General features: G+C 40.7%; 13 protein-coding genes. 1 reads left to right on the top strand and 12 read right to left on the bottom strand.

Annotation, left to right across the window (positions count from 1 at the left end; genetic code table 11):
• Window positions 1-30: 30 nt before the first annotated feature.
• Window positions 31-561, top strand: a complete 531-nt coding sequence (locus ACMAZF_RS05355) for an SRPBCC family protein (RefSeq protein ID WP_435276417.1) — start codon at window positions 31-33, stop codon at window positions 559-561.
• A 13-nt stretch (window positions 562-574) separates the two neighbouring features.
• Here ACMAZF_RS05355 and cysQ read toward each other — a convergent pair whose 3' ends face one another.
• The 12 genes from cysQ to ACMAZF_RS05295 all read right to left on the bottom strand — a co-directional run bounded on the left by cysQ (window position 575) and on the right by ACMAZF_RS05295 (window position 14,973).
• Entirely contained in the window at window positions 575-1,363 is a 789-nt protein-coding gene (gene cysQ, locus ACMAZF_RS05350) for a 3'(2'),5'-bisphosphate nucleotidase CysQ (RefSeq protein ID WP_435277187.1), read from the bottom strand.
• Window positions 1,350-1,952: an adenylyl-sulfate kinase gene (cysC, locus tag ACMAZF_RS05345; RefSeq protein ID WP_435276416.1), complete on the bottom strand. Its 603-nt coding sequence runs from the start codon at window positions 1,950-1,952 to the stop codon at window positions 1,350-1,352. The genes cysQ and cysC overlap by 14 nt, the downstream gene beginning before the upstream one ends.
• A gap of 6 nt (window positions 1,953-1,958) precedes the next feature.
• Complete coding sequence (locus ACMAZF_RS05340; RefSeq protein WP_435276415.1) at window positions 1,959-3,695, bottom strand: SLC13 family permease; 1,737 nt, start codon at window positions 3,693-3,695, stop codon at window positions 1,959-1,961.
• Complete coding sequence (cysN, locus tag ACMAZF_RS05335) at window positions 3,695-5,116, bottom strand: sulfate adenylyltransferase subunit CysN (RefSeq protein WP_435276414.1); 1,422 nt, start codon at window positions 5,114-5,116, stop codon at window positions 3,695-3,697. The genes ACMAZF_RS05340 and cysN overlap by 1 nt, the downstream gene beginning before the upstream one ends.
• Before the next feature lie 22 nt (window positions 5,117-5,138).
• The gene (gene cysD, locus ACMAZF_RS05330) at window positions 5,139-6,047 is read right to left on the bottom strand and encodes a sulfate adenylyltransferase subunit CysD (RefSeq protein ID WP_435276413.1); all 909 of its coding nucleotides are present in this window, start codon (window positions 6,045-6,047) and stop codon (window positions 5,139-5,141) included.
• A gap of 177 nt (window positions 6,048-6,224) precedes the next feature.
• Window positions 6,225-7,754: an HD domain-containing phosphohydrolase gene (locus ACMAZF_RS05325; protein WP_435276412.1), complete on the bottom strand. Its 1,530-nt coding sequence runs from the start codon at window positions 7,752-7,754 to the stop codon at window positions 6,225-6,227.
• Window positions 7,755-7,762: 8 nt separating this feature from the next.
• A complete protein-coding gene (locus tag ACMAZF_RS05320; RefSeq protein ID WP_435276411.1) occupies window positions 7,763-8,602 on the bottom strand; it encodes an HDOD domain-containing protein in 840 nt (279 codons plus the stop codon).
• Window positions 8,603-8,767: 165 nt separating this feature from the next.
• Window positions 8,768-9,517 carry a phosphoadenylyl-sulfate reductase gene (locus ACMAZF_RS05315; protein ID WP_435276410.1) on the bottom strand — a complete coding sequence of 250 codons (750 nt, stop codon included), beginning with the start codon at window positions 9,515-9,517 and terminating at the stop codon, window positions 8,768-8,770.
• Window positions 9,510-11,198 carry an assimilatory sulfite reductase (NADPH) hemoprotein subunit gene (gene cysI / locus ACMAZF_RS05310; RefSeq protein ID WP_435276409.1) on the bottom strand — a complete coding sequence of 563 codons (1,689 nt, stop codon included), beginning with the start codon at window positions 11,196-11,198 and terminating at the stop codon, window positions 9,510-9,512. Before cysI ends, ACMAZF_RS05315 begins: the two co-directional genes overlap by 8 nt.
• Window positions 11,198-12,982 carry an assimilatory sulfite reductase (NADPH) flavoprotein subunit gene (locus ACMAZF_RS05305; RefSeq protein WP_435276408.1) on the bottom strand — a complete coding sequence of 595 codons (1,785 nt, stop codon included), beginning with the start codon at window positions 12,980-12,982 and terminating at the stop codon, window positions 11,198-11,200. The genes cysI and ACMAZF_RS05305 overlap by 1 nt, the downstream gene beginning before the upstream one ends.
• 177 nt (window positions 12,983-13,159) lie before the next feature.
• The gene (locus ACMAZF_RS05300; RefSeq protein ID WP_435276407.1) at window positions 13,160-13,909 is read right to left on the bottom strand and encodes a TIGR04219 family outer membrane beta-barrel protein; all 750 of its coding nucleotides are present in this window, start codon (window positions 13,907-13,909) and stop codon (window positions 13,160-13,162) included.
• A 77-nt stretch (window positions 13,910-13,986) separates the two neighbouring features.
• Entirely contained in the window at window positions 13,987-14,973 is a 987-nt protein-coding gene (locus ACMAZF_RS05295) for a DUF2333 family protein (protein ID WP_435276406.1), read from the bottom strand.
• Window positions 14,974-14,998: the final 25 nt, after the last annotated feature.

Here is a 14,998-nt window from a genome sequence, read left to right as displayed (position 1 = left end):
CTCAACTAAAATTAACAATAAACGGAGATAATGATGAAAGCATTACGGGTAATATTTTGGGTATTTGTGGTCTTGTTCCTGCTTGGCGTTTTTATGCCACAAGACTATCGGATCAGTCGTTCAGTGGAAATCAACAGCTCATTAGAACAAGCATTTGAGTTATCAAACGACCTAAAGCAATGGCCGCGTTGGAGCCCTTGGGCACAATTAGATCCCTCAGTGACCGTCACAGTTGGCGATATCACAAGCGGTGTTGGAGCGAGCCAACAATGGAGCGATGAAAGTGATGGTGGGCGATTGGAGTTCATCGAAAGTATACCTGACACACGCCTAACTTATAATATTTGGTTTGGCGACGCAAAACACCCTGCTATTTCAAGCATGATATTTGAACAAGTGACCGCCAACAAAATCCGTGTTCATTGGACGATTGAAGGTGATATGCAAATGCATATAGTCGGGCCGTTGTTTGCGGTTTTGATGGATACATTGGTAGGCCCTGCATTTGAACAAGGCCTAGAAAACTTAAAGGTTGAATCAGAAAAAACAGTGCAACCTTAATGAAAAATAAAGACTAAAATTCCCAACCAAGCTTTGGATGAGTCACTACAAAAAACGGATTTAATAGTGACTCTTTTTGGTTGTATGCAAGTGTATTACTGTCAATCTGCCTCACTTTTGCACCAGCGCATTGTGCAATACAATGACCAGCGCCTGTATCCCACTCCATCGTAGGGCCAAGTCGCGGATAGATGTCAGCTTGTCCGCGAGCAACAAGACAAAACTTTAACGAGCTGCCCGTTGGCACAATTTCATGTTCTGGATATTGATTAACAAAACGCGCCATTTCATCACTTGGATGAGATCGACTACCCACGAGCCTAATCGTTTCTGGTAAATGAGTTTTTGTTAGATCGAGTTTTTGCGCGCTCTCACCTTGCGGCTGAAAATAACTGCCATTGTCAGTAGATGCCCAATACATTTGCTTTAATGCTGGCGCATACACAACAGCCATTACAGGGTTATTGTTATCAATCAGTGCAATATTAACGGTAAATTCACCATTTTGTTTAATAAACTCTTTGGTGCCATCGAGTGGATCCACAAGCCAATACTGCTGCCACGTACTTCGTTCCTCCCAATCAATAGCCGCGGACTCTTCAGACAATACGGGTATATCAGGCGTTAACTCGCGCAAGCCGTCCACGATAATGTGATGTGCTGCTAAATCAGCTTCTGTAATTGGGCTGTCATCTTTTTTAGTCCAGGTTTGCGTTTTACCTTGTACGTAAAACTCCATAATTTTATCGCCGGCTTGCTGAGCAATGTCGACTAATGAGGTTAAATTATCACTCATTGATATATCCTGATTGCGTTAAATAGTTAATCAATTGTGCAACACTTTGCTCAATCGATAATTCATCGGTTTGGAGGGTTAATTCTGGACTTATCGGTGGCTGATAGTCAGATGAAATGCCTGTAAAATTGGCAATTTCACCTGTTCTAGCTTTCTTATACAGCCCTTTAGGATCACGACTCTCACATACTGATAGCGATGTAGCTACATGAACTTCAATAAATTCTCCTGCCGCTAGCATCTTTCTCACGCTGTCACGCTCTTGGGTAAAAGGCGAAATAAATGCTGATAGAACAATTAAACCCGCATCACTCATTAATTTTGCAGTTTCTCCAATGCGGCGAATATTTTCTTTACGATCGTCATCACTAAACCCTAAATCACCACATAATCCGTGGCGAACATTATCACCATCAAGTAAATAAGTGTGTTGGTTTCGTGCTACCAATGCATTTTCCAATGCGCCTGCAATGGTCGATTTCCCTGAGCCACTTAGCCCGGTGAACCATATTACACATGGCTTTTGAGATTTTTGTTTTGCACGTATATTTTGGTCAACGGTATGTTGATGCCAAATTACATTCTCGTCTTTCATAGCCTGTTAACTTCCTAAACTCGTAAATGGAAATACCATGGGAATCATTACTAATACCACCATTGAATACACTATCGACAATGGAATACCAATGCGTAAATAATCACTAAATTGATAATTTCCTGCGCTATAAACCATTAAATTAGTTTGGTAACCATAGGGAGAAATAAAGCTCGCACTTGCGCCAAAAATAACCGCCATAATAAATGGCCTCGGATCAACACCGTAGCCAATTGCAATACTATAAGCAATAGGGAAAGCTAACGCTGCAGCAGCATTGTTGGTAATAAGTTCGGTGAGTACCAAGGTAAAGAAATAAACCGCAATGAAAGCACCTAAAATGCCCCAATCGCCAAACATCGCTAGTAAACTATCCCCCAACATTTGCGCAACGCCGTTATCAACCATGATATTAGCAAGGCCTAATGCCGAACCTACAATTAACGCAAGCTCAATAGGAAACCGGCGTTTTATCTCATCGAGCGATAGAACGCCGCTCACAATAAATAACACCAATAACGCGAGCAGCCCTTTAGTTAAATCGATTGTACTCGTAAAAGCTAACGCTAGCGTACTTATAAAGCCAATCAACACAAGCTTAGATTGCCGACTATCAAGCTGAGCACTGACATTAGCGTCACTAATCATAACAAACTCGCGAACGTTTTTACGATGCTGCTCAAACCCTTTCCCAGGGACGAGCATTAACGTATCACCCGCGCGCAAGGTTATTTGCCCAAGTCCACCACTTAGTTGCTCATTGCCACGACGAATCGCAACAACGGCGGCATCAAACTTTTCTCGAAAGGCACATTCTTTTAACGTTTTTCCTTTAATTGATGCAGAATGACTTATCACCACTTCAACCAAGGCTTGACCTTTCAAGTGAGACTTAGCAAACCACTCAAGTCCTTGCATTTCTTGAAGAATATGTAAACTTTGCGTATCACCAGCAAAAACTAATCTATCACCTGATTCAAGTTTCTGAGTTGGACAAACAGGGCGGATCAACTCCCCGTCACGCTCTATTTCAACCAGATACAAACGTTGTAATGCACGTAATCGATTTTGCTCTACTGTTCTTCCAGCCATTATAGAGTCTTCACTCACTACCGCTTCCAGCATATAAGGCAGTTCAGCGTCTTGATTATCAAAACGATCTGGCAAACGATAACCGCCAATTATTAAAACAACTAATCCACAAGCTACAACGGTGACGCCAATAATAGTAAAATCAAAAAAACCGATTGGCTTAAGGCCCGCATCGATGACGAAACTGTTCACAATCAAGTTGGTTGAAGTACCAATAAGAGTTAACGTGCCACCTAAAATCGCCGCATAGGATAATGGCAGTAATAGTTTGGACGGAGAGTGAAAGTGATTACGCTTTAACACGCCAATTAAGGACGCAACTACCGCAGAGTTATTCGTGATTGAAGACAAAAATGCCGTGGTTAACCCTAGCTTTGCAATTACCCAGCTAAAATTAGCATGATTCAAATGTCGACCAACAGATTGCAGCAATGTTGTTTTTTCAACGGCAATAGACACTATAAGCAATAAAATTAAGGTAAAGAGTGAGGAGTTTGTAAAATTCCCCATCATTTTTTCAAAACTTATCCAGCCAAGTAAATAGCTCAGCGCAATCGCACTGACAAATAAAATGGCCGGTCGGATCTTGTTAGTTAACAATAATCCAACCAGTGCCGTCAACATCGCTACAACGGCTGTTTCCTGAGTCATTACTTACTCTTTAATGCGCTAATATCTAGCGCTTGCCAATGTGGAAAGTGTTTACGAACAAGCGCATTAAATTCTAATTCAAACTCAGAAAACTCATGCGTTGCAACATCATCTTCTAACGACTGCTCAATCATACCTGCCGCAACCGTCACATTGGTCAGGCGGTCAATTAAAATAAAACCACCGGTGTCACGAACGTCTTGGTATAAATCAAATGCGATACGCTCTGCAAAATTCAGCTCAACAGCGGCAACTTCATTAAGTGCAACTTGTTCTACTTGTTCTTGCTCTAACGTATTAACATTAATTAGATGACTAATTTTTGAGATAGAAACTTGGGTTTTCTTACTCGCAATTTTTAGATCATATTGACGGTTTTCGGTTAGTGGTTGTTCACCCATCCACACCAATTTAGCTTGCGCACCCTGACTCACAAAAGGGGCATCGCCAGTCACCAACATGTCGCCGCGACTCACATCAACTTCGTCATTGAGCGTAATGGTAATCGCTTGACCTTGACTCGCACTTGATAATTCACCTTCAAAGGTAACAATCGATTTAACCGAACTTTTCTTACCCGACGGCAATACTGTAATTTCATCGCCAACACTTACCGTGCCAGCCGCTAAGGTGCCACAAAACCCTCTGAAATCTAGGTGTGGACGATTAACATATTGCACAGGTAATCGTGCACCAGTACAAGTAATATCATTGGCAATTTGCACTTGTTCTAAGCGCGCTAACAGTGTGTCTTCTTGGTACCAAGCCATGTGCTCGCTAACATTTACAACGTTATCACCATTTAATGCTGACAACGGAACAAACTGCACATCTCGCTCACCAAGACCTGAAACAAATTCGCGATATTCGCTACAAATCTCATCATATTTATCTTGGCTATAGTCAACTAAATCCATCTTATTTACGGCAACGATGAAATGCTTGATACCCAATAATGACGCAATAAAGCTATGACGTTTAGTTTGCACCTGCACACCATAACGCGCATCAATCAGAATAACAGCAACGTCACAAGTTGACGCACCTGTAGCCATATTACGGGTGTATTGCTCATGTCCAGGCGTGTCTGCGATAATAAACTTTCGCTTATCTGTCGAGAAATAACGATACGCAACATCAATCGTAATACCCTGTTCACGTTCTGCTGCCAAACCGTCAACTAATAATGCTAAGTCTACAGCGTCACCTGTCGTGCCCATTTTCTGACTATCCGATTTTAATGCGGCTAGCTGATCTTCATAAATTTGCGCGCTATCGTGAAGCAAGCGGCCAATTAAGGTGCTTTTACCATCATCTACGCTGCCACAAGTTAATAAGCGTAATAAACTTTTATGCTGTTGCTGCGCTAAATATCCTTCAACGCCAAGATCTTTAATTTGTTGTGATACATGTGAATTCATAATTTATTCCTAACCCCTTAACCTAAAAGTAACCTTGACGTTTCTTCTGCTCCATTGAGCCTGAAGAATCGTTATCAATGACACGCCCTTGTCGCTCTGACGAACGGGCAAGTAACATCTCTTCGATAATTTTAGGGAGGGTGTCGGCGTCAGAATCAATCGCGCCCGTTAATGGATAACAACCTAATGTTCTAAAGCGAACTAACTCTTGTTTGATCTCTTCACCATCTTCGATTGGCATACGATCATCATCAACCATGATTTTTACACCATCACGCTCAACAACAGGACGCTTCGCGGCATAATACAGGGGTACAATGTCGATATTCTCAAGGAAAATGTATTGCCAAATATCTAATTCAGTCCAGTTAGACAATGGGAAAACTCGAATACTTTCCCCTTTATTTACTTGGCCGTTGTAGGTATGCCACAACTCTGGACGTTGATTTTTAGGATCCCAGCGATGCTGATTGTCTCTAAATGAATAAACACGTTCTTTAGCACGCGATTTCTCTTCGTCACGACGAGCACCGCCAAACGCCGCATCAAAGCCATATTTATTTAATGCTTGTTTGAGGCCGTCGGTTTTCATGATATCGGTATGTTTAGCACTACCATGAGTAAATGGACCAACACCCATGGCTATCCCTTCAGGGTTTTTGTGCACGAGTAAATCAAAACCGTGTTTTTTTGCTTGCTGATCGCGAAATTCAATCATCTCTTTGAATTTCCAATCCGTATCAACGTGCAACAACGGGAAAGGTAGTTTCGCAGGGGCAAATGCTTTACGCGCAAGATGCAGCATAACAGCACTGTCTTTTCCAACAGAATACAACATTACAGGATTATCAAACTCGGCGGCGACTTCTCGTATAATATGAATACTTTCAGCTTCGAGTTGCTGTAAATGCGTAAGATTTACTTGGGTCATAGCATTATTCCACTTAAGACTAACTAAAATTTAATAACACGCAATATACCTCTATTCACTTATTTCCTAAAATAATAGATAAATCATTTTTATAACTATATGGAATAAAAATGATTTATCTATGCCCAAATATAAAAAAAGACCGCTAGGCGGTCTTTTAAAAGAGTGTCATCAATATCAATCTTGATACCTATCTCGTATTTCAAGGAAACGATCGAGGTTATTCATCATTAAATCAATCAATCTTGGATCAAAATGTTTACCACGCTCTTCCCTAAATAGCGTCATAATTTTCTCTAGCGGCCATGCTTTCTTATAACAGCGATCACTGCCAAGTGCGTCAAATACATCAGCAATAGCCGTAATTCTTCCGTATAAATGAATTTCGTCTTTAGCTAGTCCACGAGGATAACCACTTCCATCCCATTTCTCATGATGAGTTAATGCAATAGTAGCGGCAATATCCAACAACACTAAACCAGCACCATTTAATACATTGTAGCCTTTTAGAGCGTGAGTTTTCATAATCTCCCACTCTTCACCTTCAAGACGGCCTGGCTTATTTAAAACCGCATCAGGAATCGCTATTTTACCAACGTCATGCAATGGTGAAGCGCTTTTTATCAACTCAACTTCATCTTCTGGCAATCCAACCAATTCGGCTAACAACGCAGAATAATAGGCAACGCGTTTAACATGATAACCGGTTTCATTAGAACGCGATTCAACCACTTCACCTAAGCGATAAATGATCTCTTTTTGAGAGCTATCAATAATTTCATGCAAGTAAATATTTTCAATAATAGATATCAGGTTTTCAGTAAAAATATTAAGAATATTTCTATCAATACTTGAAATACGGTTGCCTACTTTGCCGTAAAAAATCAAACTAGCGCGTTGTCCTTTACAAAACATCACAAAATGTTCATCACGATAAACATTCGCTTGCTCATTAATAGCCTGCTCCACCAAGTCTCGCTTGCTGGGTTCTAATGTCTCTAAAGAAATAGGCTCATCAAGTTCGTCAGCGTCATGCAACAGAAAACGTGAGAACTCTTGTGTTTCATTGTTAATGGCATAAGCACCAGATTCATCGCCATGTACTTTGTCATCAGAGATATGCAGCAGCTCTTTTAATTGCGTTAGCGTTAAACTAACGAATGACTTAAGACCATGCATCGACGAAATTCCACGAGACGCAATAATCAAACGTTCTAATGCTGCTTTAGAACGAATAACCGCGTTGATATCTTTATAAGATCTCAGGTTGGAATATAAAATGGTGTAGAGTTTTGCAGAGGTAAGTTCTGTTTTATTTTTGTAATCATTAATATCGTAATCACGAATGACTTGATGCTCAGGTGCTTGTCCAGGCTGTCCTGTTCTTAGAACTATACGCACTGAATGATTATTAAGATCTCGTCTTATATAAGCAGCTAAATCAAGGCCTGCCTGATCAGTTTCCATAACAACATCTAACAAAATTAGTGCAATATCATCTTCTTTATCCAATATTTCTTTTGCTTGAGCTGCACTATAAGCGTGAAGCAACGATAATTCTCGCTCCTGAAATTCAAATGAACCAAGTGCCAACGTTGTAACAGCATGAACATCTTTTTCGTCATCAACGACTAAGACTTTCCACGCAGGCCTACTGATAGCGGTTGTTTTCACATCTTCATCTGAAAATAAAAACATATCGTCCATAACCACTCCTACCCTTGGATAATCTTAACAATGTTCTGAACACTATCAACCGAACCGTCGATCACCGTACTCAATGAATCAGAATCTAGTTCTAATTTATGTTGCGCTGAAATATTGTTTATAAAAGACATCGATTTCACATGGCTCGTTTCAAAAATATGATCGCTTATATCAATTGCCGCATTAAGGCACGCGCAATTGAGAGAGTTATTTTCACTATTGTGTGCATTATACTGATTAGTAACAATATCAATTAAATCGTCTCCTAGCTGCCATTTTTTTAATAACTCGCTAGAAATATCTACAAAAGTAAAACCTAATGTCTCTTTTTCGAAGCCTCGTTCTTTGTGTTCATCACCAACAACATCATCAAGTTTAACCATATAATAAGGTAGACGTTCCAACACTATCAAAAAACCAATGCTATGGAGCAGGCCAGCAACGAACATTGTTCCTTGCTTTTTTTTAGTTTTCAATTGATATAACTCACGAGCCATAATGGCAGTAAATACACTGTGTTGCCAATAATCCTTTAGATTAATCTTATTGCGTCCAGCACCTTTAAATACTAAGGCCGCAGAAGTTGCGATAGCAATATTACATAACTCGTCGGTGCCTATTTTTTGGATAGCGTCATCGATAGTGGAGATATTGCCTTTTCTGCTATATAACGCGCTATTGGCTAGTTTTAGCACTCTAAATGTTAATGCTGGGTCATGGCTAACTAAACAAGCTATATCTTCAACAGAGCTATTATCTCTTTTTACTAAACTATTTAACTGCAAACAAATGTCTGGCAACGTATATAGTTTATTAGCTTTATTCACAAATTCAGAAAGTTCAAGCATATAAGGTGGCAACTCCTATCGACTGCTTAATTATGGAAAAACACGTTTTGCTAATAAAAAAAGTGTAGCAGAGAGACTCAGCATTGCTAATTAAAAAGGTGATCTGATTCAATAAAAAAGCCGAAGATAACTTCGGCTTAATAATGTTGGAAGGTAGAACAGGGGCTAAATTTCGAAATGTAATCCACATTCTCGTTTTAAACCATTGAATCTAGTATCTTCTTCAGACATTCCCAGTTCAAGTTTTGACGTTGAATGGACATCACCTAAACTGACGTAGCCTTCTTCCCATAATGGATGGTACGGTAGGTCAAATTGCGTGAGATATTCATGAATTTGCTTATTATTAAGATCAATAATCGGCAAAAATTTGTAACGCGTTCCGCGAAGCTCAACAATTGGCAGGTCTTTGCGTGAACTTGCTTGCTGACTTCGCAAACCTGAAAACCATGTTCCAATTTCAAGTTCTTGCAAAGCACGTTGCATTGGCTCAACTTTATTGCGCTTATTGTAAGCGTCTAAGCCATCTAACCCTTGTTCCCACTCTTTGCCAAAACGCGCTTGTTGCCAAGCTGGGCTTAATTCACTTTGAAACACGTTAACGTTCAATGACAAGCGCTGCGTTAACTTATCAATAAATTGATAAGTTTCAGGAAATAAATGCCCCGTATCTGTCAAGATAACTGGAATATCGTTTTGCTCTTGCGTTAATAAATGCAGCATTACCGCCGATTGAATACCAAAACTCGACGATAAGCCATGATTACCGGGTAAGTGAGCTAATGCCCACTGCACACGTACTTTAGGTGATAACTCACCTAACACTTCGTTAACCTGAGCTAATACCGACTGCTGAGTAGATTCAGGCGCAGTGACCAGCGCCTTAAAATCTACATCATCAAAAGAGTTAGTCATGAAAGTCTCCCGCGCTAGTCAGCACGGCTTTAACTTCTTGAGTGCGAACTAGGAAATCACCAAAATATTCATCTTTTTGACGTTCTTTGGCAAAACGCTCAAAGCGGCCATCAAGATCAGCTATTATTTCTGTTTCATTGCCATTTTCAAGTACCATTTTACTAATACGCGTACCATCAAATGCAGCGCCAAGGTACAAGTTGTAACGACCAGGACCTTTACCTACTAAACCAATTTCAGCGGCATATGGACGCGCACACCCATTTGGACAACCAGTCATTCGCATAACAATGGGTTGATCGCCAACGCCATGTTTCTCCAGTAATTCATCAACTTTGTCAGTGAACTCAGGGAAATAACGCTCAGCTTCAGCCATGCCTAGTGCACAAGTTGGCAGTGATACACAAGCAATCGAGTGTTTACGCAGTGGCGTTAAGCGCTCACCTAAGATGCCATATTGACGCGCCAGCGCTTCAATTTGCTCTTTGTCTTCTTGTGCAACATTGGCAACAATCATATTTTGGTTAGAGGTCATTCTAAAGTCACCTTTGTGCACTTTAGCAATTTCTCTAAATCCAGTTTGAATCTCTTTGCCCGGAACATCCTTAATACGACCACATTCAATATACAGCGTTAAATGCCATTTTCCGTCAGTGCCTTTGACCCAACCAAAACGATCGCCACGCGTCGTGAACTCAATCTTTTTAGGCTCAGCAATATTAACCCCTGAACGCTTAGCAACTTCTGCTCTGAATGCTTCGATGCCGTGCTTTTGCACCGTATATTTTAAACGAGCGTATTTACGGTCTTCACGGTTACCCCAATCGCGTTGCGTTGTGATAACAGCTTTTGCGACTTCAATCGTATCTTCAAGGGCAATAAAACCAAGCTCATCAGCTAAACGTGGGAATGTTGTCTTATCGCCATGAGTTGCCCCCATACCGCCACCAACAGTAACATTAAAACCGACAAGCTTGCCATTATCACTAACGGCAATAAACCCCAGACAGTTCGTATACACATCAACATCGTTATGTGGTGGCACTGCAACGGCAATTTTAAACTTACGTGGTAAGTAAGTTTCACCGTACATAGGCTCAGTTTCATTACTTGTCACTTTTTCGCCATCTAACCAAATTTCAGCGTAAGCATTGGTACGAGGCAATAATTGCTCAGATAATTTCACTGACCATTCATACGTTTCTTGATGTAATTCAGACTCTACTGGGTTTGGATTACACATCACATTACGATTCACATCACCACACGCGGCAATTGAATCTAATGAAGACATATCAAGTGCTTGAATAAGCGGCTTTAAGTTACGCTTTAAAATACCGTGATATTGGAATGTTTGGCGCGTCGTTAAACGAATACTTTCGCTCATCGTCAAACCATCAGCAATATTGTCAATATCTAACCATTGCTCAGGTGTACACACACCACCAGGAACACGAGCACGTAACATAAAGCTATGCAGTGGCTCTAATTTTTGCGCCTGACGCTCAGCACGTAAATCGCGATCATCTTGTTGATAAAAGCCGTGGAATTTCGACAACTGCGTATCATCAACGTATAACGCGCCGGTAATGTTATTTTGCAAACCTTCTTCGATAGTACCGCGCAGAAGGTTACTATCGGCTTTGATATATTCGTTTGCTGCTAATTTAGTCTCGCTCATTAGTAGACATCCTTCTGATAACGCTTGGTATCGCGTAGGTTAATTAAATACTCGTTAGCTTGTTCTGGCGTTTTACTACCGTGAGTTTGAATAACATCTAGTAATGCTTGGTGAACATCTTTTGCCATTTGGCTGCCATCACCACACACATACACAGACGCACCATTCTCTAACCACTGATAGACATCGCTGCCCTGCTCAACAATGCGTTGCTGAACATAAATCTTTTGTTCTTGATCGCGTGAAAACGCAAGGTCAATGCGGTTTAATACTCCGCGCTCTTTAAAGTCTTGCAACTCAACTTGATACAAGAAATCATCAGTGAAATGCTGATTACCAAAGAACAACCAGTTTTCACCGCTAGCGTCTGTATTATCTCGCTCTTGCAAGAAGGCGCGGAATGGCGCGATGCCAGTACCCGGGCCAATCATAATGGTAGATTGCTCAGGTGCAGGTAAACGGAAGTTGTCATTGTGCTCAACAAAGACACGAACTTGACTGTCTTCTTCAAGACGATGGGCAAGATAGCTCGACGCCGCGCCTTGGTGTTGATGACCATGGGCTTGATAATCGACAACAGCAACAGTTAGATGAACTTCTTCTTCCACTTCGCTCATTGCACAAGCTATTGAATATAAACGCGGCGTTAACTTACGTAATGCACCAATTAGCTGCTCAGCAGTAATTGCTGCTGGATATTGACGAATTACATCGATTATTTGACGGTTACCAATAAATTCACGCGTCGCGTCTTTATCTTCACTGAGTGCTAACAGCTCATCATTATTCGTTGCCGCAGCATAAGCACTTACAAATCCAGGATGGAGTTGTGTTAACTCAAAATGCTCAATAAGTGCTGACTCAATAACGATACTTTGATCGTTAACAGTCACTTCATTTGAAGCATCAATGCTAACAAGCGATAGTAATTCACTAACCAAGGCTGGATCATTGTCAAACCAAACACCTAATGCATCACCAGGCTGATAAGTCAGTCCTGATTCCTCAAGTGAAATTTCAATATGACGAACATCTTTATTAGCACCGCGACCAGTAATTTTAGGGTTCGCTAATAACGTTGCCTTAAAAGGGTTTTTCTTAGTAAATTGACTGCTAGTTGCGCCAACACCCGCACTTGCAACAGCTGTACTAGTCGATGCTGCACTTAATGTTTCTTGCACGGCAGCTAACGCTTGAATTGTCCAACTGGCAACATCGTCATCATAGTCAACGTCACAATCTTGTCGTGCAACAACAGACTTAGCGCCTAACGCTGCTAAACGCTCGTCAAAATCAATACCAGTTTGACAGAAGAACTCATAGCTTGTGTCGCCTAAACCTAACACCGAGTAACTCAAATTATCTAATTTAGGGGCGCGTTTTCCACCCAAAAACTCGTGTAATTGAATCGCGTCATCTGGCGGCTCGCCCTCACCGTTAGTACTAACAACAACTAATAGGTGCGTTTCAGACTTTAACTGCTTAGCTTTGTAATTGCCCATAGATACCAAATCAACATTGATACCTAACTCAGTCGCTTTAGCAGCAACTTCACCAGCAACACCTTTAGCATTGCCCGTTTGAGAACCATATAACACAGTTAGCTTTCCAGCAGGCGCACTATCAGTACTAGCAGCAACATTACCACCTTGACTAATACCAGCTAGATAACCACTAACCCACGATAACTCCACCGCAGACATTGATGCAGTAAGCTGTTTTAACGAGTCGACCTGCTGCTGTGACAGCGGACTACTCAAAGAATTTAATTGTTGTAATGACATTGCAAATCACCTGAAAGACGCCCTATTGCGAATTCAAATATGGTAACTTGCGTTATGAATAACATAAAAGAATAAAAATAGATTTTTTATCTCTTTTTGATATATAAGAATCTAGGCACAAAAAAGCACGTTTCCCAAAAACAAGAAACGTGCTTTAAATTAATGCGTTTTAGCCGCTTAGAAGTGAACTTCTAAGCCTGCAAAGAAACCAGAAAATTCTAGATCAGCATTAATATCATCAACATCATCAAGCTCAATTACCACTTCACGATAACCTGCTGTTAACGCAACATCGACAGCAAGATTATCAATGAGGTCATAACCGATGCCAACTTCATAGTCATGTACTTTACTACCGTCGTAAGAAACGAAGTTTGCGTCGCCATATGCATACAAACCAGCAAATGGAATACGAACTTTAGCAGCAACGTAACCCATAGGAAGCCAAACTGATACTTCTTCCATGCTCGATTGAGTACCGTCTTCAACTAAAAAATCACCTTTGATGTTTTTAGCAGTAAGACCAAAATCAAAAGCTACAAGATCGTTGTCTAATAATTCCCAATACAGAGTCGCATCGTTGTTAGTGAAGTCTAGCGTCGTATCAATGTTGTCATTAACACGGTACGTTTCACCACCAAAAGTAAAAGATGACGTTAACGCAGCAGAGCCATCAGTTTCTAATTTACCAACGCGAATACGAGCATTTGGTACTAATGGAATTGGATGCTCAAATTTTAAATAAAGATTAGTATTCGTTTTTTCGTTAAACGAAAAATCAACTAAGTTAGCGTTTTGAGAAAAGCCACCAGTTGCTTCATTTTGCCAACCTTGGGCACCTACATAAACACCTAATACATCCGCTTTAGCAGGTAATGCAAATGCAGTTACTAATGCTGACGCAAGTGCTAGTTTCTTAAAAGTCATTCCAAATCCTTGATTTCAAAATATAAATATAAAATTAGTTATCTGCAGCAATAATGATAAAACGCTAATTGCTGTCATTACCCTTGTTGTAACAAGGTGTTAAGGTCAATTATCGCAGCATTAGCACGAGAAATATAGTTAGCCATGACTAAAGAATGATTAGCCATCGGCCCAAAACCACTGCCATTTAAAATCATTGGCGACCAAATCGTTTCTTGCGTTTGCTCCAGCTCTCTAATGATTTGCTGTAAGCTAACCAACGCATTCTTCTTTTCAAGCACAGAATGAAAGTCAATTTCAATCGCTTTTAAGAAATGAATAAGTGCCCAGCTTGAACCACGTGCTTCATAAAACACATCATCGAGCTTCCACCAGCTTGTTTTTACTAACTGATTAGCCATCGCACGAGTCGATTGTTTTGCTGCACTATCGCCTGCCAAATCAGTATTTAAACGTTCTTGCCCAACACTGGCGCTTAAACGTTGCGATAAACTTCCTAACCGTTTCTCAACTTCTTTCAGCCACTCTGCTAAATTGTCTGCGCGGGCATAAAACTGTGCATCAGATGCAGGGTTAGCTAAACGCGTGCGATATTGATTGAAATGTTCCAGCGCTTTCTTATATTCACTTTCCGTACTCGGGAATATCCAACTGTTGTTGCTAAAATTCAAACTCGGTTGTGCTTTAACTAAATCAGGATCTTCAACCGATTGTGATTGAGAGCGCGACAAATCATTACGTAACACCAACGACAAATCACGAACTTGTTGTAAAGCGCCAAACTCAAACGCAGGCATATTATCCATCAATACCGACGGATACATTTTATCATTCGTTAAATAACCGCCAGGCTTATTCAACAGCGTATCCGTAACGCTAATAACCGCCGTCATTGTTGCAAAACCAGTAACAGGTTCAACACCTAGTTTTTGAGCCTGCTCAATACTTAACTGCTTAACATTAGCCACATCCGGCTCAATGTCCCACCAAATTGATAACACCGCGCCAACGGCAACAACACCAGCAACGACTCCCGCCACTATGTTTTTATTAAATTTAATCATGAAAAACCCTCTCAATAAGAAATCA

Source organism: Psychrobium sp. nBUS_13 (assembly GCF_051201665.1).
Taxonomy (GTDB): domain Bacteria; phylum Pseudomonadota; class Gammaproteobacteria; order Enterobacterales; family Psychrobiaceae; genus Psychrobium.
The sequence above is the reverse complement of the archived record's forward strand: the minus strand, read 5'-3'. Positions and strand labels throughout refer to the sequence as shown.